Here is a 24717-nt window from a genome sequence, read left to right on the forward strand (position 1 = left end):
CCGGGGATGGATCAGGACGTCGGTTTCGGCAGAACCTGCACGGTGGAGACCGCGGTGGCCACCAGCTTGTCCTTGGCGTTGTGCGCTTCGGCCCCGATGAAGATGGTGGTCGAACCCGCCTTGCGCACTGCCGCTTGCAGCCGCAGCTGCTCGCCGGGGAATACCGGGCGCAGGAAGTGCGTGGTCAGCTCCAGGGTCGTGGTCGGTCCACGCGCGGTCAGGTAGCTGAGCGGCCCGATCAGGTTGTCGAACATCGCGGAGAGGAAGCCGCCCTGCAGCAGCCCTACCGCGTTCGCGAACTGTTTCGACACCGCCGCCGTCGCGGTCAGTGATCGGCCCGGCACGTACTCCACGAACCGCAGGTCGAATGCCTTCGCCGAGGGCGGCGGCAGCTCGAGTTCGATACCGGGCGGGGTGAACTCGCGAAACAGTTCGACCGTGTGCGCCAGCACCGCGTCGTTGCCCCGAATGGTTGCGTCATCGCTCATCGGTATCTCCCTGTGTTCTGCCGCGGACCTGTTCCGCGGACGTCAGAAACCGCTCCAACAGCACGTTGAAGCCGGGCGCTCTCGGCACCGCGTGCCCGGCACCGGGCAGCCGGGCACGCTCGGCATCGAGCTGCTTCGCGAGGGCGTCGCAGACCCGCTCGAGCGCCGGGTTGTGCTCGCCCGAGATGACCAGTGCCGGAATTCCCGCGGCGGTGAGCACCGGGAAGCGCGGCACCGCCTCGCGCGGCGACCGGAGCTTGCGGCCCAGCTCCATCGCCCGCCGGATGCCCTCTCCGTCATCCAGTTTCGCGGGGTCGACACCGGCGAGCGTGAAGAAGTCACGCTCGGCCTGCGCGTCGTCCGAGCTGGCCGCGAACCGATCGGCCAGCTCGGCGATCTGCCGCACCAGCTCGTCTCCTTCGGCGACCGTCCACAACGGAACCTCGATCAGGGTCAGCGACCGGACGAGGTGGGGCAGCCGCTCGGCGGCGAGGCACGCGCCGAGCCCGCCATAGGAGTACCCGACCAGGTGCGCGCCGCCAGGCACCGCGGCGATCAGCTCGACCAGGTCGTCGGTGTCGGCGCGGAAGTCCTGACGCTCCGCGGCCGGGCTGGGGGTGAAGCCGCGGCGGCTCGGCACGAGCAGCGACCACCGTTGTTCGAGCTCGGCCTGCAGTGCCCAGGTCAGCTCGGCGGGGAACCCGCCGTGCACCAACACCACCGGGGGTCCGGTGCCGGATCTCCGGACGACCAGGTCCGCGGTGTGGTCAGGTCCGATCGAGGTCATGGCTACTCCTTGCGCTGACGATGGCCGCATACCGCTCCGGCGTGAGCTCCCGGTATTCGTCCTCCCCCTCGATCCGCACGTAGATCGGCTCACCCGCCCCGGGGGCGAAGCCCGCGCGCTGGAGTTCCAGCTTCGCCAGCTTCAAGGTCGCCGTCGTGTCCAGCGCGGACCGCAGCCGGATGAACAGCGGTCGGGCGTAGGGCGCCAACACCGCGTCCAGATGCGTGGCGACGGCTGCCCCGTCGAACCGCGTACCCACCTCCAGCACGACCGCTGCCATCCCGGCGCGCCCCTCCCGACCGGGTACCGGGACTCCGTATACACAGGCCGCGGCGATCCCGGGTACGCGCACGAGCTGCTCCTGCACCTCGATCGTGGACACATTCTCGCCCTTCCAGCGAAAACTGTCGCCCACCCGATCGGCGAAGAATAAATTCTTCGCGGCATCGATCCGGAACAGATCGCCGGTGTCGAACATCGCGTCGCCCACCCGGAAGGCGTCGGTCACGATCCTGGCACGGGTCGCCGCTGGATCCCGATAGCCGGCAAAGGGTGTCCGCTTCCGGATCGGCCCGAGCAGTACCCCGGTTTTGCCCGGCGCGGGGCGCACCAGCCGCCCGTTCTCCCGGACGAAGTCACCGCGTTCGAAATCCCATTCGGCGAGCTCGGCGCCGAGCCGGAGCTTACCGACCGACCCGACCTCGCCGCCGAGATTGATCGTCGCGATATTTCCCTCGGTCGAGGCGTACATCTCGACGATCCGCGGAATCGCGAACCGCTCGTGCAGTGCAGTCCAGACGTCACCCTGCAGCCCCTGCCCCGCGATCACCCGCACCCGGTGCGACCGATCCCGGTCGCTCGGCGGATTGCTCACCAGGTAGCGACACATCTCGCCGATGTAGTTGAAACCGGTGGCCTCGAAGCGGTGGATGTCCGGCCAGAAACCGCGTGCGGAGAAGCGCCGGCCCAGCGCCAGCGTCGCCCCGTGCGCGATCACGCTGGACAGCGCGATCAGCAGTGCGTTCGAGTGGAAGAGCGGCAGGCAGTTGTAGACTACGTCCCCGGGCTCGAACTGCCAGGCAAGGGCACCCAGTACCCGGCCGATGCTGGTCAGCCGCTGGTAGCTCATGACGGCGGCCTTGGGACGCCCGGTCGTTCCGCTGGTGAAGATGTAGGCGCCGGTCTCCCCGAGGGTGCGCGCTGCGGTGCCGGGCGGGACTGCGGCTTCAGCGCTCCGAACGAACCGCAGCAGCCCCGTGCCCGTCGGCGCCGGGGCGATGTCGTCCTCGTCCACCCGGGTCCGATCCAGCAACCCTTCCGGCAGCCGGTCGCGGATGGCCAGCAGAGCGGGCACGCACTCCGATCCGACGATCAGGTGGGTCGCCCCGCACACCGTGAGTGCGTGCGCGAGTCCGTCCGCGCGGACCCGCGTATTGACCAGGGCCACCACGATCCCGAGCTTCCCGGCGGCGAGGTAGTGCCAGATGAACTCGGGCCGGTTTTCCATGAGTAGAGCGAGGACGTCGCCCTGCTTCAGCCCCGCGGCCAGATAGCCGTGCGCCACCCTGTTGACTGCGAGATCTGCTTCAAAGTAATCGAATTCGTGATCCGCATAGCGCAGGAAGGGGCGCGTCCCATCGCTGCGGCTCCGCCGCTCGAGCTCGGCGGCCAGCGTCCGGTGTGATCCGGGGCCTTCGAGCAGGCCGCGGACGAGCACCGCGTACGAGCGCGCGCGATCCACCGCTGTCACCACGTCAGCCCTCCACTGGATCGGCCGCCGCTACCGCGGCGAAGTACCGTTCCCGCGCCGCCTCGGCAAGCCGATCCCAGCGTTCCCAGGTCATCGGGACCGGCTCCCGGCCAGGCACCGCGCGATACCCGGATAGGTCCTCGATTCCTCTGATCCGCAACAGTATTTCGTCGTCGACCAGCGCGTTGCCGGTGAAGGTTGCCGGATCCTGTTCCAGCACGACCATGGTCGCGTCCACCACGATGGCCTCGGTCCGGCAGTCCGCGGGGTCGCCGATTCCGAGGTTCTCCGTGGCCGCTGTCCTGATCAGCGTCCGGGGCCAGATCGAGTTGCAGGCAATCCCCGCACCCGCCAGCTCGTGTGCCAGACCGAGGGTGAGCAAGGTGGCCTGCAGCTTCGACGCCATATAGGCCACCTTGCCCGCCACGTGCTCAAGCACCGTGAGGTCGAGTGGCGGGCTCATGTTGACGATGTGCCCCCAGCCGTTCTCGAGCATGTGTGGAAGGCAGTAGTGCGCGAGCAGGAACGGCGCCCGCGCGTTGATGTCCGTCACCAGGTCGAATCGCTTCCGCGGGGTCGCTTCGACCGACTGGATCCACATCGCGCCGGCGTTGTTGACCAGGATGTCGACCCGGCCGAACCGTTCCACCGTGCGGTCGACGACGTTGCGCAGATCGGCGTCGTCCCGGACGTCACACCGCACACCGAGCGCCCGGCCGCCCCGCGACTCGATCTGGCGCACCGTCTCAGGCACGCTGCCCGGCAGCCTGCCACCTTCCTCCATGGTCTTCGCCGCGATCACCACGGCCGCGCCACTGCTGGACAGTTTCAGCGCCAGTGCCTTGCCGATCCCCCGGCTGCCACCGGTGATGATGGCAACCCGGTCCTCGAACCGCGTCACGATTCCTCCTGTCGGCCGGGCCGGCCCTACACGCCGGCTATCTCGCGCTCGAATGAATCCGCCCACGATTCCAGCCGGTCGACATTGCGCCGCATGTCACGGAAGCAGCGATCCGCGCTCTTCTCCGTGAGCAGGTCCAAATGCAACTCCGCGCAGATCGGAACCTTGCTGTACTCGACGAACAGGTACTTCTCCGGCTGCGCGGCCTGCGTGCCGAAGGTTCGCAGCGCGGCCTGCATACGCTGCTGAATGCCGTGGTAGCGGGTCGCGATGGGATGAAACTCGGCGACGGCGTCAGGACTCGTGAGCAGCCCGCGGAAAAGCAGCTGCGACGGCAGCGCCCAGTAGAACGAGGTATCCCACAGCACCTTGGTGAACATCGCGGGTGCGTTACCGAAGATCGCGTAGTTGTCGTGATACATGGCGAGGTAGTTCGGCCACAGATCCTCGAGCAATAGCCGGTTGTAGGTCTCCGCCACCTCGGCGGTCAGCCGGCCCCTGCGGTCGAGCTCCACCATACGGGTGGCGATGGTGTTGGTGTAGGCGATGTAATCCGAACCAGGGCTGTAAAAGGCGTCGAGGAAAACTGCCGCCTCGCCCACGCAGGCCCAACGTTCGTGCGAGAACACCTGGGTGGAGCTGTAACTCAGGTTCTTCATCGTCAGGAAGTCGAGCGGCTCGGCGTCCTCGACGAATGCGGCGAGCGTCGGTTCGTGCTCGGACAGCCATTGCCGCGCCTTGATCTGGGTGCCGTACGTCCGGAACGGATGCGGACGCTCGTCGGCGACGATGCCGATGCTGGTATTGCCGGAGGACAGCGGAATCATCCACACCCAGTACCCAGGCCCCATCAGGTGATTGGTGGAGAACCAGCGCCGCTCCTGCGTCTTCGGCTTCCACGTGGGGCTCGTGGCGGCGGCCATTTTGTCCACGTCGTACTCGCCGCGGAAGCGCCACCAGGCCGCCCCGATCTTGTGCGGGCTGGCGGCACCCACCCCGAGCTTGCGCTGCAGCAGCCGGTGCCGCCCGGATGCGTCGACGACGAAGCGTGCCCGTACCTTCCGCTCGGCGCTCTCTCCCGTGACCTCGACGTGCACCACGTGATCGGCGTCGTCGGCGCCGAGATCCACCGCGAGCACCTTGGCCTGCTCGACCAGATCCACCCCGAGCTCACCCATGCCCTGCCGCAGATCCCGCTCGAAGATTCCGCGATCGACCTGGTAGGACGGCACCCGCGGGAACCGGCGCGCGCCCAACTCGGGCCGCTCCTCGAACGGCCCCTGCGGGTCGCCGAAGAACAACCGCAGCCCGAGCTTGTGCAGGTGCCGCTTATTGAAGTACCCGGTGAGACCCAGCTGTTCGGTGAAGTAGTGCGCACCTCCCTCGACGGTCGCCTCACCGACCTTGTGCGCACCCTCGGCGATCTCGCCACCCGATCGCTCCAGCACCAGCACGGTGAGATCCGGCATCGTCCGCTTGAGTTGGCGGGCCAGCGTCAGCCCGGCAAGGCCCCCGCCGCACACCACCACGTCATATCGTTCGGCCGTCTTCATGGTCGTCTCCGTTCCAGCCGATCAGTGCCCGCTAGCCAGGCCCATGAACATCGGGTACAGGTCTTCGGCAGACAGTTCGCTCGCGATAGTCCGCATGATGTGTGTGTCCGGGTTGCGGATGAACAGGTGGTCACCGCGGACCTCGGAGCGGGTGAACCGTCCGATGGTGAGCTGCTCCCAAGCCGCGAGTTGCGCGGCGTCGAAGAGCGGATCCTCCGTTCCGTGCAGCACGGTGATCGGCGCGCGCAGCGCGACGCCGTGCTCGAAGCGGTAGTCACCGAGCATCGTCAGATCGGCGCGGATCGACGGCATCAGCGGTCCGACCGCAGCGTCGTCGTCGAGCGCTGTGGTGAACAGCCCGTTGTCACGCAGCACCTCCATAATTCTGGCGTCCGATTCGGCGTTCAGGTCGAAGCCGTCGCGGATGTGCTTCAGGTTCCGCACGTATTCCTCGACCAGCGATGGTGCGGGCCAGCCGGCGATCACGAGCTTCATCGGCACCTCGGCGTACTGCTGCTCGAGGAACTTGGTGAGCTCGTAGGCGAGCAGCCCGCCCATGCTGTGCCCGTAGATCGCGAAGGAGCGGTCGAGGTAGGGCAGCATGGCGTCGGCCAACTCGGCGACGAGCGCCGGAATCGACGCGATCGGCGTCTCGCCGATCCGATCCTCTCGGCCGGGATACTGGATCCCCATCACTTCGACCGTGTCCGGCAGGTGGTTCGGCCACGACGCGAATACCGACGCACCACCGCCGACGAAGGGCAGCGCGAACACCCGCATGGTGGCGGTGTCCGAACGGCCACACATGCTCCTGATCCACTGCTCCGGACCGGTGATGGCCATCGCGGGCGCGGCCACCCCCGCCGTGTCGCCACTCACCAGGGCCAATACCTCGGTAGCGAGCTCGGTGATCGTCGGGCCGCGCATCAGGCCCATGGTCGGGAAGTCGATCTCCAGATGCTTCGACAGCGCGTTGCGGATCTGCCCCGCCATCAGCGAGTCCATCCCCTGGTCGGTCAGCGAGACGTCGAGCGCCAGCCGTTCGACCGGTGTGTCGAAGATCCGGGAGATCTGCCGCGCAAGCGCCAGCACCAGCCGCGGCTCCCTGGCCTCCTCGGGAAGGTCGAGAAGTTCGGCGCGCAGCCCCTCGGTGCCCGCCACGCCGGAGCCGTCGACGGTGTCCTCCGCGCCCAGGTGCGTGAGCCGCGGCGAGCTGCGCAGGATCGGCATGACCTGGCTCATCTTGGCCCAGTTCACGCCGAAGACACTCGCCCGGCCGACGCCCTGCGTCAGGCATCGCCCCACAAAGGCGAGTGCGTTGGCCGGCGAGATCGCCGTCCAGCCCAGACGGGCGAGGGTGTCGAGCTTGTTCCGTGCGACGAAGCCCACCTCGTCGATGGCGCCCCAGTTGATGGTGAGCGCGGGCAGCCCGCGCTCCCGACGATAGGTGGACAGCGCTTCCAGGAAGCCGTTCGCGGCGGCGTAGTTCGCCTGCCCCGGCGTGCCCACGTTCCAGGTCATCGACGAGTACATGACGAAGGCGTCCAGGTCGAGTGCCAGGGTGTGATTGTGCAGATGCCAGGCTCCGTCCACCTTCGGGCGCACCGCTCGCAGGAACTGTTCCTCGGTCATCGTCGTCAGTGGCACGTCGTCCAGCACCATCGCCGCGTGGAAGATCCCCTTCAGCGGAGGCAGCGCGGAAAGTCGCTCGATGAGCGCGGCGACCTCGGATTCGACCGCGACATCGGCCCGTTCGAGCACCACGGTTGCGCCCTGTTCGCGCATGGCCGCGATCGGCCCCTCGTTCTCCGCGTCGATCTGCCCCCGCCTGCCTACCAGCACCACGGTGCCAACGCCGCTTTCCACCAGCCACTGCGCCGTGCGTAACCCGAAACCGCTGTACCCGCCGGTCACCAGGTAGGTGCCCGCAGCCTCCAGTTTCTCGGTGCCGCCCGCGGCCGGGTAAACGAGTACATCGACCTCCGGCTCGAATTCGACGACTACCTTGCCGATCTGCTTGGCCGAGGCCATATAGCGAAAGGCGGATTCCACCTCCGTGGCGGCGAAGCCGGTGTGCGGCAACGGCGGGAGGACACCCGAAGCGACCCGCTCGAGCACCTGGCCGAGCGCCTCGGCGCACAGCGCCGCGTCCTCCAGCAGGAGTCGGTCTATATCGATCGCCGCGTAACTCAGGTTGTTGCCGAACGGCTTGAGGCCAAGCTTGTAGTTGTCGTAGATGTCCTTCTTGCCGATCTCCAGGAACCGTCCTCGGGGCCGCAGCAGCTCCAGGCTCTTCGGGATGGTCTCGCCCTGCAGGGAATTGAGGACGAGGTCGACGCCGTCGTGGCGGTTCCGGATCTCGTCCGCGAAGGAGGTCGACCGGGAGTCATACACCTCGTCGACGCCGAGCCCGCGCAGGTACGCGCGCTTCTCGTCGTTGCCCGCTGTGGCGACGACGGACGCCCCGAGCGCGTGCGCGATGTGCACGGCGGCGAGCCCGACGCCACCTGCGGCAGCATGCACGAGGACCCGCTCACCAGCCCGCAGCCGGCCCACATCGACCAGCGCGTACCACGCTGTCAGGTAGGCCATCGGCAGGGTCGCCGCTTCGGTGGTGGTGACGTTCGGCGGCATCGGGAAGACCCGCTCGGCATCGGCGATGACCTGCGAGCCGAAGCATCCCCGGGCGAAGGCGACGACGTGATCACCGGGCGCGAACCCGGTGACGCCGTCGCCGACCGCGGTCACCACCCCGGCGCACTCCACACCGAGCGTGCGCTCGTACAGTCCGCCGAGGGTCGCGCCCTCGGAGAGCACGCCGAGCGCGAGCATGATGTCGCGGAAGTTCAGGCCGGTAGCCAACGGTCGCAGGGCGATTTCGCCCACCCCGGGTGCCTGCGGGGTCAGCTGCTCGTACCGGAGCTGCTCGAGTCCGGGTTCCGCGGGGACTGCCAGGGCGAACGGCGTCTCTGGCTCCCGCGACCGGACCGCGACCGAGGCTTCGAACTCGGCGAGCGAAACGTGTTCGAGGCGATCGGTGTAGCGGGTGTCGCCACGGAATGCAACCTCCTCCTCCGCTGTGCGGACGTGCAGGAGTTCGGCCACGAGCTGATCGGCGCGAGCATCGGGATCCGCGGCCGGATCGAAGTCGATGATCTTGGCACGGAGGCTGCTGCGTTCACTCAGCAGCACCCGGAGGATGCCCCAGCCGGGAACCTGGCCCGGCCTGATCCGCTCGGCGGGGTCGATGACGTGCGCCCCGGAGGTTCCTATCCAGAACCGTGGTGCGGTGGCCAAGTCCAGCTCCTCGACCGCCTGGAGCAGCGCGATCAGGCTGTAGGCGCCGTCGCCCTCGACCGCGGGCAGCAGCTCGGTGGTGAGCTCCGCCGCGGCGAAGTCCAGGTTCCACAGGTGCAGCACTCCGGCGACCCCGCCCGCTGCGTCCCGTACCCGCTCCAGCACCTGGCGTAGCTGGCCGGCGCTGGTGGGGTCGGCGCGGAAGGTTCGCTCATCCAGCTGCTCGAACGCCTCTCCTCTGGTGACCAGCACGCTACCGGCGCCTGCCTCACCGAGCCGGCTCAGGAACCGCCCGGCGACATCGTCGAGATCGGCGAGCACGACCCAGGGACCCGGCTCGACCCTTGGCTGGTGTGGCTCCAGGTCGATGACGGGTGTTCGTGCCACGATCACCGAGTTGCCGGACTCCTCCGAGGTCGACATGTCCGAGAAGATCCCGACCCGGTCGAATCCGGCGGTCGGTAGGTACCGCCGCCAGGTCTCCTCGGACATGAGTGGGTAGGACGGGCGCAGCTCGTGGTCGGCGAACTTCCACCAGCCCTCGGTCATGCCGAAGGTGAGGTCCACCCAGTGCGGGGGCACCGTCGCCTCGACGATCAGCAACATTCCCTGTGCCGTCATCAGCCGCTGCACATTGGCGAGGGTGGCGTTCAGGCTCTCGGTGGCGTGCAGGACGTTCGAGGCTATGACGATGTCGAAGTAGTGCGGGTCGAAACCCTGGGCCTCGATATCGGCCTCGATATCGAGGATCCGGTAGTCGACGAAGCCGAAATCGCCGAACCGCTGCCGCGCCTTGGCGAGGAACAGCTGCGTGACGTCGGAGTACACGTACTCGGCACGGTCCTCGGGCAACTCGGGAAGCACGTAGCCGGTAGTACCGCCGGTGCCTGCGCCGATTTCCAGTAGCCGGATCGGCCGGTCGGCGGGCAGTTCGCGCACGCATTCGGCCACCACCCGGCGCACGATCCGATTGCACTTGCCGAAGGAGAAGGACGGGCCGTAGAGGTCGGCGACCGTCTGGAACTCGTGCTCCGGGAAGATCAGCTCGATCGGGTTGACCTCGTCGCGCAGCACCGCGGCCTGCCCGGCACCGCAGCGTTCCAGCACCGCATACTCGGATTCGCACTCCGGGTGCTGCGCACGCAGCCGCGCCAGCAGCTGCGCGGTGTCGACCCGGTCGGGCACGATCCTCAGTTGCCAGAGCTCCCCATCGGATTCGGTGATGCCGTGCAGCGCGAGCAGTTCCAGCAGCCGGCCGAGGTAGCGGCGGTGCTTGTCGTGCACCCGCATCTCGCGCGCGATCTCGTCGGTGGTGAAGCGGCGGCCCACGACGAAGCGCATGCCCAGTTCGTGGAACGCCTCGGTCACATACGCGATGCAGAGCCGGTTCATCTCGATCTCGGTCACGGCGTGGTAGTCCCGGTTGACCGGCCAGTTCCGCAGCTCGTCCAGCAACGGCTCGACGGCGGCGTCCAGTTCCGCCTCCGGCGGCAGGAAGCTGGCCGGAATCCGGGTCCTGGTGCGCACCGGGGCCGGCTGCCAGCGGTATTCGTAGAACCACTGCAGCAGCGTGTCGCTCTCGTCGGCGCTCTGGGTGATCGATTTGCCGACAAAGCCCTCGAGTTCTGCCACGACCGTGCCGTCCTCGGCGACGATCCACAGATCACCCTCGCAGTACAGCGGATCGTCGCTCACCCGCGCTCGCCCGTAGCAATGCACCCGCCCAGTCGCCTTCGCGTGGAAACTGAGCCGCTTGACCTCGACCGGCAGGTAGAGCGTCTTGGCATCGCTGTTCGTGTCATTGCCCATCGCGATCGACAGCGACTGGAAGCACGAGTCGAGCACCGCAGGGTGGATCATGTGCCGGGGCGCTTCATCGGCCAAAGCGCCGGGGGTGTCGATCCGGCCCAGCGACTTCAGGTCGTCGTGCGCGAGCCGCGTGATCGCCTTGAACGTCGGGCCGAGCAAGAGGCCGTTGTTGCGCAGTTTGGCGTAGAGACCGGCCGGATCGACCACGGTGGTACATTCCGCCTCGAGCGCGGCGAAGGGCACCGGAAGCTGTGCGGCGGGCGGGTCCCGGCGCACAGACCCCACTGAATGCAGCGTCCACTCGGTGTCGCCGTCCTGCCTGCTGTACACCGAGTAGTGCAGCGCAGGCGTCAGCACGACCTGCACGACCGGGGCCGGACGATCGTCGAAAACGAAGAGCGCACGGCGGAATTCCACATTCTCCAGCGAGTAGGCCCCACTTCCGAAGGCACTCTCCGCGCACCCGAGAACCATGTCGAGGTAGCCGGCGCCGGGGAAGACGATGGGGCCCTGCACCCGATGGTCGTCGAGCCAGGGGTACCGGACCGGATCCAGCACCACTTCCCACACATACTTGCCCGGTTCGTCTGCCGCGTGGCTCTCGGTGCCGACGAGCGGATGCCGTGGCGGGGGGAACCGGCGTTCCCGCGACGACGGCGCCTCGAGCCAGTACGCCTCCCGCTGCCACGGGTAGAAGGGGAGGTCGGCGCGGGTGCGGACGTCGCCGAAGAGGCCGTCCCACCGCGGCTCCGAACCCGCGACGTACAGGGCCGCCAACGAGTTCAACAGCGTCTCGTCATCGTTCTTTTTGCGCCGCAGCGAGGCGACGACCACGCCGTCGGCCCGGCGCGTGCCGAGCAGTTCGGTGATCGCATTGCCGTGGATGGGGTGCGGACCGAGCTCGACGAAGGCACGGTGCCCGTCCTGGATCAGCCGATCGATGGTGGGCGCGAAAAGCACCGGCTCGCGGACATTGCGCCACCAGTACTCGGCGTCGAGAGCGCCCTCGGTGACGATCGCGCCGGTCACCGTGGAGTACATCGGGATCATCGCGGGGCCGGAGGTCAACCCCTCCAGCAAGGAGAGCAGTTCGTCCCGCAGCGGATCCATGTGGTGGCTGTGAAACGCCACGCTGACCTGGAGCATGCGGCAGAACACCCGGTCCAGCTCCAGTTCCCGTTCGATCTCGCTCAGCGCGTCGGGGTCGCCCGCCAGCGCGACCGATTCGGGTCCGTTGACGGCCGCGACACAGACCCGGCCGCGGTACCCGGCGATCCGGACCTCGGCCTGTTCCGGCGGCAGCCCGACAGCGAGCATCCTGCCCTTGCCGGAGGCCCGCTGCTGGACCCGGCTCCGATGGAAGATGACCCGCACTGCGTCTTCGAAGGACAGCGCACCGGACACGCACGCCGCGGCCACCTCGCCGATGCTGTGGCCGACGACCGCGGCGGGAACGATGCCCCAGCTCTGCCACAGCGTCGCCAAGCCGAGTTGCACGGCGAAGACCGCGGGCTGCGCGATGTAGGTCTCCCCGATTCGGCTATCCGCCTCGTCACGGCGGAGTTCGTCGACCAGGACCCAATCGGCGTACTTGCGCAGCTCGGTGTCGACCCGTTCGACGGTGCTCCGGAATACCGCGTTCTTGTCGAACAGGTCCCTGGCCATCCCCCACCACTGCGGGCCCTGGCCGGAGAAGACGAAGGCGATACTCGGCGGGGCGGCAGCGACGCCGCTGCTGACCGCGTCGGGCGCCGAGCCGCGGGCGACGTCGCGCAGCGCATCGCGCAACTCGCCCGCGCTCGTGGCCGGCATCGCGAGCCGGTGCTCGTAGTGCGAGCGGCATCGGGCCTGGGTGGCGGCGATGGCGGGCAGGGGGGTCGTGGTGTCGCGGCGATCGAGGAAGTCGGCGAAGCTTCCCGCGTACGCGCGCAGCGCGTCCTTCGTCTTCGCGCTCAGCGTGAACAGGGCCGGCTGCCCGGAATCGGACGCGTTCGGTCCCGCCACCTCGGCCGCGGTCTCCCGCTCGGGCGGCCCCGCCAGCACCACATGGGCATTCGAGCCGCCGAAACCGAACGAGTTCACGCCGGCCAGCCGTGGCCGACCGGCCGGCCACGGCTGCCGCTCCTGCGCGAGCCGGAGCCCGAGCTCATCGAACGGGATGGTGGAATTGGGAGCCTCCGCATGTAAATTGGCGGGAATCTCGCCATGGCGCAGCACCAGGCACGCCTTGATGATTCCGGCGATACCGGCAGCCGATTCGAGGTGCCCCAGGTTCGACTTGACCGCGCCGACGAGACACGCGCCGTTACCGTTCCGCCCCGGCGACAGCGCCTTCCCGAGCGCCCTGGCCTCGATCGGATCTCCGACCGCGGTGCCGGTGCCGTGCGCCTCCACATAGCCGATATCGGCGGGCTCGACCCCCGCGTCGCGGCAGGCGTCCGCAATCATCTGCGCCTGCGCATCCTCGCTGGGTACCGAGATGCCGTTCGTGCGGCCGTCCTGATTCGTCGCGCTGCCCCTGATGACCGCGTATACCCGGTCACCGTCGGCGAGCGCGGCGGAGAGCGGCTTCAGCACGATCGTGCCGGACCCCTCGCTGCGGACATAGCCGTCACCGGCCTCGCTGAACGACTTGCACCGACCGTCCGGCGCGAGGAAGGTGCCCTGGCTGAACCCGATCGTCGCTTCCGGCAGCAGCAGCGTGCTGACCCCGCCGACCAGCGCCATCGTGGCCTCACCGGAGCGGAGACTGCGGCAGGCGAGATGGATGGCGATCAGGGACGACGAACATGCCGTGTCCACTGTCATGCTCGGCCCGCGCAGGTCGAGCAGGTAGGACACTCGATTGGCCACGATGCAGTTCGTGATACCGGTCATCGTGTGGCCACCGATCAGGTAGCGGTTGTCCGGGTTCAACTGGATGATGCCGTAGTCGTGACCGGAGACTCCGGCGTAGACAGCGGTTTTCGTACCGGCGAGCCGGTCCGGGACGATGCCGGCATCCTGCAGTGCCTCCCAGGTGGTCTCCAGGAAGAGCCGCTGCTGGGGGTCGATCCGGGCAGCCTCGTGCGGCGTGATGCCGAAGAAGTGCGCGTCGAACGAGGCGACGTCGTCGAGGTAGCCTCCCGATCCCACTCGGAGGTGACCGGGGCGGTTCGCGTCCCGGTCGTAGAACGCGGAACTGGACCAGCGGTCCTCCGGAACTGCTCGGACGGCGTCTCTCTCATCGAGTAACAGACGCCAGTAGTCGTCGACATCGCGGACGTGACCCGGGAAGCGACATCCGATGCCGACGACGGCGATACCCTCGTGGGTTTCCGGAGTGGCTTCGATCGTGGAGCTGGCAACAGAGTCCATCGCATTACCTTCGTGTCGAATCCACGCCGGCCGGCCGTGTGACGGCGACCGATCACCGGTCGCCGACGCAGCCGGCGGTGTGGGTAACTACTGCGGTCGCCCCGAGAACGGGACTGTTTCGAGCGGGCTGTTCATCGACGTTGAATGTCCCCGGGTCCGTGCCCCGTTGTGCCTGGTCTTCGGATCCACGCTCTGGTCCGAAACTATCGACCAGTTCTACACATGTCAATGCATTACTGTGCATTACTGCGCATCACCGTACCGAATTGCGCACAAACCGGACCCTGAGCGGCAGAGAGCCCCCCGGTCACCAGGCACACGCTCACCCATCGAGCACAAGGGAAGCTGAGGGTTATGACGCGTCATATGAGCATGGTGAACAGCTCTGCACTGCCGAGTGCTATCATGCTCCCCATGGGCGACGAGATGGGCGCCAGCGAGACCGCGCAGCGCGAGGGAGCCGAGTCCGCTGGGCAGCGGTTCGGTCTGCAGATGAAGGCGTTCCGGCAACGCAACCTCCCCGACGAGCTGATCACCCACCAGCGCGTACACGAGCTGGGCGGCCCGACCAGGAACGTGCAGTCCCGGATCGAGAGTGGACAGGTCGAAACCATCAGCGCCACAACGGAAGCAAAGTACAACCGGGCGCTGGAGGCGCTGGGGCTCGCTCCTGGTAGTGCCACCGCGGCGCTCTACCACGGCGGCGCCCTCGTCCCGCCCGCCCTCGAGCGCGCCGAGGCTGCAGGCATGGACGACGATGTCGAGAGCGGAGTGAGCGCCTTGCAGAATCTCGCGCGCAGGCACCGAGCGGTCGTCGACCTGGTGACCGAGCTCGATCGGCTCGGCATCGAGTTGAAACGGGCCCGGAGTCACACCGAGGGATATCAGCTGACGTTCCCCAAGCCCGCGATCGACCGGCTACTCCAAGCACTGCAAAACGTCACCGATCCCGAGCATGCCGAGCGAGATCCCGAGGCCGGTTCGTCCACGGAACGGTAGTGGGGCGTAGTCGCCGGTATCCGCCAAAGACCCCGATAACCAGGGCAATCGGCACACGAACTTCCTTTGCGTGTGGCAGTTTCGACTACTGTGACCTATGGTGCATTGAGGCCGCCTTTCCTCCAGAGGAGTAGGAATCGGTGCGCCTCCGGCAGCTGGCTGCCGATGCGGTACCGGTAACGAGATGCCGGCATCGTGCCGTGGGGATATGGGCACGTGAGTACATTCGGGGGCAACGGACGACGTCGTGCCGACGGGCCCCGCACGGCCTGGCCGGCGCACCGCAGAGTGCCCGACGGCAGCGAGGCCGCCGGGCACGGACGAAAGTCGGATTTCGTATTCGGGGGAGGAATTGCTCTTGGCCACGATCCGCATTCCACACTTCATGGAGAATCCGTTCCGACGGAAGTCCGCCATGACAGCGCGCCGTAGACGGAGCACGCGCGCCCGCCTGCACGCGCTCATCGACAACCTCGAGCTGCCCGCGGACTGGACGATCGAGGAGTTCATCGCGGCGGTCGAGCACAAACGCGGACGCCCCATCGTGCGCCTCCTCCTCCCCCCTACGGCACCGGTCGGGCTCTGCGGCCTGTGGCTGGCCTGCGAGAACCACGACATGATCCTCCTCAGGCAGTGCTCCGACCCCGCGGTGGAGCACCATGTGGTCCTGCACGAGGTCTCCCACATGCTGCTCGGCCACGGCAGGGACCCCGCGATTCCCGCGGTCCACTGGGGCGGGGCCCCGGGCCGCGGGATCGACCTCTCGGCGGTGCGCGCCGCACGCGGCGTCTCCGGGTACGCCTCCAGAGAGGAGTACGAAGCGGAACTGCTCGCGACCCTGGTCGGTCTCCGGGCCAGGGTCGATGGCCCGCGCCGGGATCCGATGCTGAAAGAGCTGTAGCGCGTGTGGCCGCACCATCACCTGCCCACCGCGATCACCGTGGCCGCGACGGCCTTCATCGTCGCCGTCACGGCGATCCGGCTGACCCTGATCGGCCGGACGAGCGCCTTCGGTCGCCTGATCAATACTCTGCTCGCCCTCGACGCGACAGCGGCACTGCTGCGTGAGCCGATCATCGCGCGCCGGCTGGCGGATCGGATACCCGGCGGGCTGGCCACCGTCTTCGACGCCTGGCACTGGCTTACCGTGGTGGCCTGGGCCTGCGGCATGGGCATGGTGCTGCTGCGCGCATACGGCCCGGTGCGCTATCGGATCCGGTTCGCGGCCGTGCTCGGGTCGACGGCACTGCTCGGCCTGTTCTTTCTGATCCTGAGTGCGCCGGCGCGCGCCGGCGCCGCGGTCTCGATCGCCGAGTACGGCGGCTGGCGCTACGGCGTATACATCGCATTGTATCTCGCTCTGCCGGTGATTGTTTCGTGTCAATTCTATTTGCTGAAGAAGCGAGGGTTGGCATGGCGAGCGACCACACCCTGGGAGAAGTTCACGGTCAACGCCCTGATCGGGCTCGGGATCGCCAGCCTGCTCCCGGTGTGCTCGCTCATGATCACCGCCGCCCTGGACGCCGCCGGGATGGACACCGCGCCGACCCGCGCCGTCTACGACCTCGCCGTCGGCGGAGTCACCTCGGGTGAGCCGGGGTTGTTCGTCTTCGCCGCTGTCGTCGTAATCTTCGTTCCGTCCTCCACTCGCGCCGTGCTCCAGTTCCTGCGCCTCGATTCCGAATCCCGGTGCGCGCGTCGTCTGCATGCGGTCTGGGACGATCTCACCACCGCCGCGCCCGGGGTGGTGCTCCGGTTGCGGCGGGTGGACAGCTGGAGGGCGGCGCCGCGAGAGCGACTGCATCGCCGCCGGATGGAGATCCACGACGCGGCCGAGATCGTCGCCCGGTATGTGCGCCCGCTCCCGACCGGCATCGACGACTACATCGAGGCCACTGTCGCCGAGCGCGACCAGGAGTCCGTCCGGCTCGTCGCGGAACTGGTCCTTGCCGCCGCGCGGCTCACCGAGTGCGGCGGACAGCCCGGTGATGCGACGGCGAGGCGAACCGACGTTCCCGACGAGAGAACGCTGCTGCGACTGTGGGCGCCCGCCACGACCATCGTCCGCGCGGCCGGCCATCCTGCCGCTGAGCTGCCCCGGCCGGCCCCGATTTCGACGGCATGAACGCGAACTGTGTTCCACCACAACATTCCTCGGGAATCCGGCGCCTTCCTTGCGGGCCGCCGGCCGTTGCGGTCGCCGGAAGTTCTTCACGTTGTTCGTCCAACCCGAAGGAGGAGTCCATGGTGGTCGAGAGCCGGGAAGGCGAAGACTCTCAGCAGGAACGATGGCGCTGGCCGGTGCTCGGCGTCATGAGCGTCGGATTGCTCATGGTCGGGCTCGACGTCACCGTGCTGAACGTCGCACTGCCGACCCTCGTCGACGATATGCACGCCTCGACGAGCGAACTGCAGTGGATCGTCGATGCCTATGCTCTGCTCGTCGGTGGGCTCGTGCTGTTCGCCGGGAGCCTCGCCGACCGGCTCGGCCGAAAGACCACGTTCGTTGCCGGACTGGTGCTCTTCGCGGTGGCCTCCGTCGCCGCGGCCTACGCGAGCGAGCCGGGGCACCTCATCGTAGCCCGCGGCTTCATGGGCACTGGGGCTGCGCTGATCATGCCGTCCTCGCTGGCCACGATCGCAACGGTCTTTCCGCGCCAGGAGGAGCGCGCGCGAGCCATCGGGATCTGGTCAGCCGCGGTCGGCGTCGGAATCGCGATCGGCCCGCTCCTCGGCGGCTGGTTGCTCGGGCACTTCTGGTGGGGCTCGGTCTTTCTGATCAACGTGCCGATCGCGCTCGCCGCCGCGCTCGTCGCCCTCTGGCTGGTACCCGCAACCCGCGCCTCGGTGGTGCGGCGCGTCGACATCGTCGGCGCCGTGCTGTCCGTGGCCGGCCTCGGCACGCTGCTATGGGCGGTCATCGAGGCCCCGGTGCGCGGCTGGACCAGCGCCGCGGTGATCGGTGGCATCGTCGCGGGTATGCTTCTGCTCGCCGCGTTCGTCGGCTGGGAGAAGCGCAGCAGCCATCCCATGCTCCCGCTCGGGATCTTCCGGCATCGACGCCTCGCCGCGGGTGACATTCTGGTCTTCCTCGGGATGTTCGCCTTGGTCGGGACCTTCTTCCTCCTGGTCCAGCAGCTCCAGTTCGTGCTCGGGTACGACGCTCAGGAGACCGGCGTGCGGTTGGCTCCGGCGGCGCTGATGATCCTGGTGGCGGGTCCGCTGGGCGGCGTGCTCGCCACCCGGTTCGGCCCGTCAGTGGTCATCGCGGCCGGTCTCGCCGCTCTGGGTGGTGCCATGGCCGTACTGGCCACCTCGACTGCCGACGGAGGTTACACCCGACCCCTCGTGGCCATGGTCCTGCTCGGATTCGGCGCAGGCTTCACCATCAGCCCCACGACCGACGCGATCGTCGGATCGCTGCAGGAATCCGAACTCGGGATCGGATCGGCGACCAATTCCGCGGCCGTGCAGACCGGTTCCGCGTTCGGTGTCGCCGTGCTCGGCAGTATCGCCGCGACCGCCTACCGGAATCGTCTACAGCACGGCACCGGCGCCGACCTTGTCCAGAACCTGCCGCCCGCCGCCCTGGAGGCTGCGCGCGGCTCGGTGGGCGGCGCGCTCCGCGTCGCCGGAGAACTTCCTGGCGACGCCGCACTTCTCCTGGCCGACGCCGGCCGTGACGCATTTACCGGTGGCATGCACGTCGCCATGGTGGCCGGAACCGCAGTCGCGGCAGTGAGTGCCGTGGTGGCCCTGCTGCTCATGCCCCGGCGATAGGTGGCCGACTACCGGATGCGGTGGCGCGCCCGACCTGCGTCCGCACAGCCCGGAGAGCGCACCGCCCGTAATGGAGCTGGCCCGGGGCGGTCAGGCGGCGCTACGGTCCGGCCGCTGCCGGGGCGGACGCGATGCTCCTGCTCGGCACCCAGGCGGGCTTGTCCCGGACCCTGACGTCCGGACCGAGGTGGCGGCGGCGCTGTCCGATCTGTGCAAGACCATGCCGCCTTCGATGCGCCGTACTGAGCACATGACGATCAGTGCGATAACTCTCGGCGTACGCGATTTGCAGCACTCGCTGCGGTTCTACCGGGACGGCCTCGGGCTGCCCTTCCCCGGCATCATCGGCACCGAATTCACCGGCGACGCGGAGAATCCGGGCGGCAGCACGGCCATGCTGACGCTCGGCAACGGCCTGATCCTCTCGCTGTACGGCCGTGACGACCTGGCGAAGGACGCGGGCGTCGCCCCGGACCGGGTAACCGGGTCCGGGGTGAGCCTCGGCTGGTTCGTCGAGTCCGGGGGCGAGGTCGACGACATTCTCCAGCGGGCCGCCGCGGCGGGCGCGACCATGGTGCGGGCGCCGCTGCAGCGGCCATGGGGCATCTACGCCGGGTACTTCGGCGACCCCGACCGGCACCTCTGGGAGGTCGTGCACTTCCTGTCGGGCAGCGCGCCGGGCTGAGCGGCCCGTGCCGCTTGCCGCCGGCGGCACTGGCAGCACCCGGTCGGCGCCGTCCTTCGCCGACCTCGCGTACGTTCGCGAGGTTCGCGATCACTCCGAACCGTGTTCCGGCAGCGGTTCCAGCCCGCGCAGCGCGGGCGGGAGCTCGCCGCGGTGCAGCACACCGAGCCGCTGGGTGGCGCGGGTGAGCGCGACGTAGAGCTCGGCGGCGCCGCGCGGGCCGTCGGCCAGGATCGCCTCCGGCTCCACCACCAGCACCGCGTCGTACTCCAGCCCCTTGGTCGCCGCGGCGGGGACCGCGCCGGTCACCCACCGCGGCCCGATCACCACCGCGGTACCCGGCTGCCCTGCCTCCGCCCGCACGAATTCCTGCACCGCCCCGGCGATCTCGTCCTCGGTGACCCGCCGGGACCAGGGCCGGACCCCGGAGGAGCGCACCGACTCCGGCGGGCGCACCGCGGGCGCGAACTCGGCGAGTACCGCCGCCGCGACCCCCATGATCTCGGCCGGGGTCCGGTAGTTCACCGTCAGCGACCGGTATAGCCAGCGCCCCGGCACGTACCGGTCCAGCGCGGCGCCCCAGCTCCGGGCCCCGGCCGGGGAGCGGCGCTGCGCCAGATCGCCGACGATGGTGAAGGAGTGGCTCGGGCAGCGCCGCATGAGCACCCGCCAGTCCATGTCCGAGAGCTCCTGCGCCTCGTCCACCACCACGTGCCGGTAGGTCCAGTCCCGATCGGCGGCGGCGCGCTCGGCCAGGTCACGGGTGTCGCGCTCGACGAAGCGCTCGGCCAGGTCGGCGCCGTAGAGCAGGTCGGTGGCGAAGAGGTGGTCCTCGTCGTCCATGGAGTCCTCCCGGCTCACCAGGATGTCGAGGACGCCCGCGGCGTAGGTTGCCTCGGCGCGCTCCGCCCGCTCGGCCGCGCCGTCGGCGGGGTGCACCGGGCCGAGCAGGTCGGTGAGCTCGTCCAGCAGCGGCACGTCGGAGACGGTCCAGGCGGTGCCGTCGGCGCGCAGCAGCGCGGGGTCGGCGCCGGCCGCGGCCAGCCGCTCCGGCGACTCGTAGAGCGCGGCGAGCAGCTGCGGCGGGGTCAGCAGCGGCCACAGCTCGTCGAGGGCGGCGGTGAAAGCAGGCAGCTCGGCCAGTTCGGTGGTCAGGTCCTCCCGCAGGTTCGCCCAGGCCTCGCGGTCGTCGCGGGTGAGCCAGCCGCGGCCGACCCTGGCCGCGGCCCGCTCGCTGAGCACGTAGCTCACGATCTCGGTGAAGACCGCGCGCGCCTCGTTGTGCGGGCGCCCGCTCTCCCGCGCCTCTTGCCTGGCCCACTCCGCGGTCTCGGCGTCGAGCCGGACCGTGACATCGCTCAGCTCGAGCTCGATCGGCCGCTCCGGCAGCCGCTGCCGGTCGGCGACGGCGGCGGCCAGCACCTCCAGGATGTCGAGCGAGCCCTTGACCCGAGCCGCCGCCGGGGTGTCCTCGGCGGTGACGCGCAGCCCGGGTACCAGGTCGCCGGTGGTCGTGAACACCACGTTGGTCTCGCCCAGCGAGGGCAGCACCCGCCCGATATGCCGCAGGAAGGCCGGGTTCGGGCCGACCACGAGCACCCCGTTGCGCTCCATCTGCTCGCGCTGGGTGTAGAGCAGGTAGGCGACCCGGTGCAGCGCGACAACGGTCTTGCCGGTGCCGGGACCGCCCTCGATCACCAGCACCCCGGAGTGCGCGAGCCGGATGATCTCGTCCTGCTCGGCCTGGATGGTCGCGACGATGTCGCGCATGCCGTCGCCGCGCGGCGCGTTCACCGCCGCCAGCAGCGCCGCGTCCCCGCCCTCGCCCGCACCGGGGCGGCCGAGCACCTCGTCGGTGAAGGCGGTGACGGCGCGGCCGCGGGTGTGGAACTGCCGCCTGCGGCGCATGTGCTCCGGGTGCGCGGCGGTGGCCACGTAGAACGGCCGCGCCGCCGGCGCCCGCCAGTCCAGCAGCAGTGGCTCGAATTCGTTGCGCTCGTCGAACAATCCGATGCGGCCGATGTAGGACCGCTCGCCGGACGCGGCGTCGAGCCGCCCGAAGCACAGCCCGTTGTCCGCGACGTTCAGCCGCCCGATCTCGCGGCCGAGCGCGCGCACCTCGGCATCGCGCTCCAGTGCGGAATCGCCCTCCGCCCGCAGCGCCGCGGCGTGGCGCTCGCGGGCCTGGGTGCGCTCCGCGTCCAGCCGGACGTAGAGCCCGGCGACGTACCCCTGCTCGCCGCGCAGCTCCGCGTCGTACCCGTCGGCAGTCATGCCCCTCACTTCCCGCGTTTCCGCAGCTTCCGGCTCCGGCGGGCTATTCTGCGGGAAGACCGGGGCCTTGCCGCAAGCCCGGGGGGCCGCGATAGAATGAGCGCGGGAACGAGACGTGCGCATGCCCCCTTCCCTTCCCGACACCCCTTCGCCCCGGTCGATCTCGGCCGCGTACGGCGCAGTGCCGCCCGGCTGCGGGATCGGCTGGACGGGCTCGGCGTCCCGCAGACCAGGTCCGCATCGTGAGTCCCTACCGAGTCACGGCCCGGGGTTCGTCGGCATCCACACCGTTTGCTCTATGATTGCCAGACGCCGACGATCGGAGTGCTGATGCCTGAGGTCGTGACCCCACACACCTATATTCGGGCCGAGGTCGATGGCAGATTCGCTGTCTTCCAGCAACGCGCCGGCGGGGAGGTGAACAAGTTCTACCTGATCTCCCGGCCGACTCCGACCGACGAGCAGCCGGTGGTGCGCATGAACCGCGACACCCTCTACGGTGGCGGTGTCATCGACACCGCGGGCGGAGCGCGGGTATTCGTTCCCGATCTTCCCGACGACCGGTACCGGTCGCTGTTCGTGATCGACAACGACCACTACGTGATCGACATCCTGCACGAACCCGGCTGGCACGAGATCACCTCCCCCACCCGCTACTGCTGCGCGATCCCGCGCGTCGAACTGCACGACCTGACCGACGACGAGGAGATCGCCCGGGTCGCGGACATGCTGCGCCGGTTCGAGATCGAGGCGAACAGTGCCCAGAACTTCACGCCACCGGACTGGGACGTCGACTCCGTGTTCGCGCTGCGAGCCGAGTATGAGCAGCAATTCCGCACCCACACCCAGTACCCGTCGGGCTGGATGGGACGACGAGGCGAGGTCGACGAAGCCACCCGTCACCTCGCGGTCGCCGGCGCGTGGGGGTTGTTCCCCGAGCACGAAGCGGTCTATATCAACTACACCGGTCCCGCCGACGCGTCCAAGGCGTACACCGCGACCTACGACGTGCCGCCCTGCGAGGCATTCTGGTCGATCGCCGTCTACGGCGACGACGCGTTCTTCCACTCCGACAACGCCACCCTGAGCCCGGCCACCACCCACTTCAACGACGACGGCACCTTCACCGTCTACTTCGGCTCCGCCGACATCGTCGGGAACCGGCCGAATCGCCTCGACATCAGCGAGGGATGGAACTTCCTGTTCCGGATCTACCAACCCGCCGCGACCGTCCTCGAACGCGCCTACACCCTGCCCCAGGTCCGCGAATACACCCCCTGAACCAGACCCGGACACCTCCCGGCCAGTACGCGCGCTACCACGTGCTCGAGGACGGTGAGCTCACCCCTCGCGCAGGGCGTTCTCGACCCGTTCGGTGGCGGCGGCGCTCCAGCCGGGCGGGTCGAGGATCTGCGCCCAGAGCTGGGCGGCCTCGGGGCCGTAGGTGTGGCCGAACCCGGCGGGGACGTCGGCGGAGAAGACCATGTCCAGCGTCACCTGCCAGAACGTGACAGCCGGGAGCCAGCGCATGCCGGGGTCCACGTCGGGGCCGAGCGGCTCGCGCAGCCAGTCCGGGCGGTGCCAGAGCAGGTCGAAAGACCACCAGGTGATGGGGTCGCTGGCGTGCTGCCAGAAGACCAGCCGCGGGAACTCCCATCGCGCCGGCAGCGCGGTGTCGTCCGGGCGGGAGGCGAAGCGGAGGTGCGCGCCGCCGTCCACCACCGGCAGCCGCTCGGGTGAGCCGGGGTCGCGGTCCGCGGTGATCCGGCCCCACGGCTCGGCGAAGTTCGGGGTGCCGACCAGCAGCGCGCCGTCGGTGCGGGCCACCAGGTCCGGGCCGGAGGCGAAGGCGGCCTGCCCGCCGTAGGAGCCCAGGCTCTCGCCGAAGACCACGAGCTTCGGCCGCCGGTCATCGGGCCGCGCGGCCCACACCTCGTACACCGCCTCGAAGAGCGCCCGGCCCGCCACCTGGGGAGTGTCGCGATCGGCGATGAAGGCCAGCGGGCTCGGCAGGAACGAATACTGCATGGCGGCGATGGCGGTGTCGCCACCCGACACGTACTCGAAGCTCGACGCCACATTGCCGTTCACCCAGCCGCGCCCGGTGGTGGTGACCACCGCGAGCACCCTGCGGTCGAAGCCGCCGGTGCGCTCCAGCTCGGCGACGACGCGGTCCGCGATCCCGGCGATGGTGTCGGCGGATTCCCGGCCCGCGTACACCCGGATCGGGGTGCGGGCGGGGGCACCGGTGACCGCGGCGATCCGCTCCGCGCTCGGGCCGCCCGCCACGAAGGTGCGGCCCTCCTTGCCCAGCGAATCCCAGGGCTCGGCCGAGGCCGGCGAGCCGGAGCGTTCCGGGAGGAGGGGCTGCTCCACCCCCTCCGCGGTGGCCTTGTCGGCGAGCTTGGCCGACTCCTCGGCCGCCCCGAGCAGCCCGCGGTACAGCGCGCCGTTGAGCAGCACCACCACGACCGCCACCACCAGCACCACCGCGCCGAGCTTCGCCACCGGCGCCGGGAGCCAGCGGCCGGCGAACCGGGTCAGCCCCGCGGTGGCGGCGCGCAGCCCGCGCCCGGCGGCGAGCAGCAGGACCGCGACGAGCACCGCGATCAGCAGTACCAGCAGGTAGAAGGAGCGCTCCACGCGCGCCACCCCGACCAGGTCGCGAATGATCTGCTGCCACCACGAGCCGAGCACCAGGAACAGCGGCACCAGGATCGCCGCCGCCCCGGCCAGCGCCGACCAGCCGATCCGCCTGGTGCGCGCCGACCACTCGGGTGCGACGCCGCAGCGCCGGATCACCCAGGCCACCAGCACGCCGATCCCGTACCCGGTGACCATGGACAGCCCCGTCGCCACGCCCTGCAGGTACCAGACCCGGGGCAGCAGCGACGGCGTCATGGACCAGACGAAGAACAGCAGCGCCCCGGCCAGCCCGACCGGGTGCGGGGCGCGCAGGAAACCGGGCCGGGGCGTTTCGGTATCCGGTGCGTCGACAGGGGGCGATTCGACGTCGGGTGAATCGGGCACGGCCACG

Annotated in this window: 14 protein-coding genes; 6 read left to right on the forward strand and 8 right to left on the reverse strand. The window is 69.2% G+C overall.

Translation table 11 applies throughout. The features are described 5' to 3' along the window. Positions 1–11: 11 nt before the first annotated feature. The 6 genes from NH2_RS09300 to NH2_RS09325 are packed head-to-tail and all read right to left on the reverse strand — an operon-like array spanning position 12 to position 13942. Positions 12–488 (reverse strand): PaaI family thioesterase, encoded by a 477-nt coding sequence (locus tag NH2_RS09300; protein ID WP_067651239.1) that lies wholly within the window; start codon positions 486–488, stop codon positions 12–14. Next, on the reverse strand, positions 478–1275 hold the full coding sequence (locus NH2_RS09305) for an alpha/beta fold hydrolase (RefSeq protein WP_067651242.1): 798 nt from the start codon (positions 1273–1275) through the stop codon (positions 478–480). The genes NH2_RS09300 and NH2_RS09305 overlap by 11 nt, the downstream gene beginning before the upstream one ends. After that, positions 1256–3028: an AMP-binding protein gene (locus tag NH2_RS09310; RefSeq protein WP_067651245.1), complete on the reverse strand. Its 1773-nt coding sequence runs from the start codon at positions 3026–3028 to the stop codon at positions 1256–1258. The genes NH2_RS09305 and NH2_RS09310 overlap by 20 nt, the downstream gene beginning before the upstream one ends. 1 nt (position 3029) lies before the next feature. Then, positions 3030–3926 (reverse strand): SDR family oxidoreductase, encoded by an 897-nt coding sequence (locus NH2_RS09315; protein ID WP_067651248.1) that lies wholly within the window; start codon positions 3924–3926, stop codon positions 3030–3032. 26 nt (positions 3927–3952) lie between these two features. Further along, complete coding sequence (locus tag NH2_RS09320; RefSeq protein ID WP_084505363.1) at positions 3953–5479, reverse strand: NAD(P)/FAD-dependent oxidoreductase; 1527 nt, start codon at positions 5477–5479, stop codon at positions 3953–3955. A gap of 21 nt (positions 5480–5500) precedes the next feature. Beyond that, positions 5501–13942, reverse strand: a complete 8442-nt coding sequence (locus NH2_RS09325; protein WP_084505364.1) for a type I polyketide synthase — start codon at positions 13940–13942, stop codon at positions 5501–5503. Between the two features lie 414 nt (positions 13943–14356). Between NH2_RS09325 and NH2_RS09330 the strand changes: the two genes are divergently transcribed. From NH2_RS09330 to NH2_RS09350, 5 genes are all read left to right on the forward strand, one after another. Then, positions 14357–14941, forward strand: a complete 585-nt coding sequence (locus NH2_RS09330; protein ID WP_157103667.1) for a hypothetical protein — start codon at positions 14357–14359, stop codon at positions 14939–14941. Positions 14942–15356: 415 nt separating this feature from the next. Beyond that, positions 15357–15842 carry a hypothetical protein gene (locus tag NH2_RS09335; RefSeq protein ID WP_157103668.1) on the forward strand — a complete coding sequence of 162 codons (486 nt, stop codon included), beginning with the start codon at positions 15357–15359 and terminating at the stop codon, positions 15840–15842. Between the two features lie 3 nt (positions 15843–15845). Next, a complete protein-coding gene (locus NH2_RS09340; RefSeq protein WP_067651263.1) occupies positions 15846–17066 on the forward strand; it encodes a DUF6545 domain-containing protein in 1221 nt (406 codons plus the stop codon). 119 nt (positions 17067–17185) lie between these two features. After that, on the forward strand, positions 17186–18721 hold the full coding sequence (locus NH2_RS09345) for an MFS transporter (protein ID WP_169811467.1): 1536 nt from the start codon (positions 17186–17188) through the stop codon (positions 18719–18721). A 250-nt stretch (positions 18722–18971) separates the two neighbouring features. Next, the gene (locus tag NH2_RS09350; protein WP_067651267.1) at positions 18972–19406 is read left to right on the forward strand and encodes a VOC family protein; all 435 of its coding nucleotides are present in this window, start codon (positions 18972–18974) and stop codon (positions 19404–19406) included. Positions 19407–19496: 90 nt separating this feature from the next. Here the strand turns inward: NH2_RS09350 and helR are convergent, their stop codons facing one another. Then, positions 19497–21680, reverse strand: coding sequence for an RNA polymerase recycling motor ATPase HelR (gene helR / locus NH2_RS09355; RefSeq protein WP_169811468.1), 2184 nt, complete (start codon positions 21678–21680; stop codon positions 19497–19499). A gap of 330 nt (positions 21681–22010) precedes the next feature. Here helR and NH2_RS09360 point away from each other — a divergent pair, with 330 nt between their 5' ends. Beyond that, the gene (locus tag NH2_RS09360; RefSeq protein ID WP_157103669.1) at positions 22011–22961 is read left to right on the forward strand and encodes a DUF1214 domain-containing protein; all 951 of its coding nucleotides are present in this window, start codon (positions 22011–22013) and stop codon (positions 22959–22961) included. A 60-nt stretch (positions 22962–23021) separates the two neighbouring features. Here the strand turns inward: NH2_RS09360 and NH2_RS09365 are convergent, their stop codons facing one another. Beyond that, complete coding sequence (locus tag NH2_RS09365) at positions 23022–24638, reverse strand: alpha/beta hydrolase (protein ID WP_245650522.1); 1617 nt, start codon at positions 24636–24638, stop codon at positions 23022–23024. Positions 24639–24717 lie beyond the last annotated feature (79 nt).

Source organism: Nocardia harenae NBRC 108248 (genome assembly GCF_001612885.1).
GTDB lineage: Bacteria > Actinomycetota > Actinomycetes > Mycobacteriales > Mycobacteriaceae > Nocardia > Nocardia harenae.

Excerpts from the sequence above, each read along its gene's own strand:
- NH2_RS09300 (WP_067651239.1), bottom strand. The coding sequence starts at position 488 with ATGAGCGATGACGCAACCATTCGGGGCAACGACGCGGTGCTGGCGCAC.
- NH2_RS09305 (WP_067651242.1), bottom strand. The coding sequence starts at position 1,275 with ATGACCTCGATCGGACCTGACCACACCGCGGACCTGGTCGTCCGGAGA.
- NH2_RS09320 (WP_084505363.1), bottom strand. The coding sequence starts at position 5,479 with ATGAAGACGGCCGAACGATATGACGTGGTGGTGTGCGGCGGGGGCCTT.
- NH2_RS09325 (WP_084505364.1), bottom strand. The coding sequence starts at position 13,942 with ATGGACTCTGTTGCCAGCTCCACGATCGAAGCCACTCCGGAAACCCAC.
- NH2_RS09330 (WP_157103667.1), top strand. The coding sequence starts at position 14,357 with ATGGGCGACGAGATGGGCGCCAGCGAGACCGCGCAGCGCGAGGGAGCC.
- NH2_RS09335 (WP_157103668.1), top strand. The coding sequence starts at position 15,357 with ATGACAGCGCGCCGTAGACGGAGCACGCGCGCCCGCCTGCACGCGCTC.
- NH2_RS09345 (WP_169811467.1), top strand. The coding sequence starts at position 17,186 with ATGGTGGTCGAGAGCCGGGAAGGCGAAGACTCTCAGCAGGAACGATGG.
- NH2_RS09350 (WP_067651267.1), top strand. The coding sequence starts at position 18,972 with ATGACGATCAGTGCGATAACTCTCGGCGTACGCGATTTGCAGCACTCG.
- helR (WP_169811468.1), bottom strand. The coding sequence starts at position 21,680 with ATGACTGCCGACGGGTACGACGCGGAGCTGCGCGGCGAGCAGGGGTAC.
- NH2_RS09360 (WP_157103669.1), top strand. The coding sequence starts at position 22,011 with ATGCCTGAGGTCGTGACCCCACACACCTATATTCGGGCCGAGGTCGAT.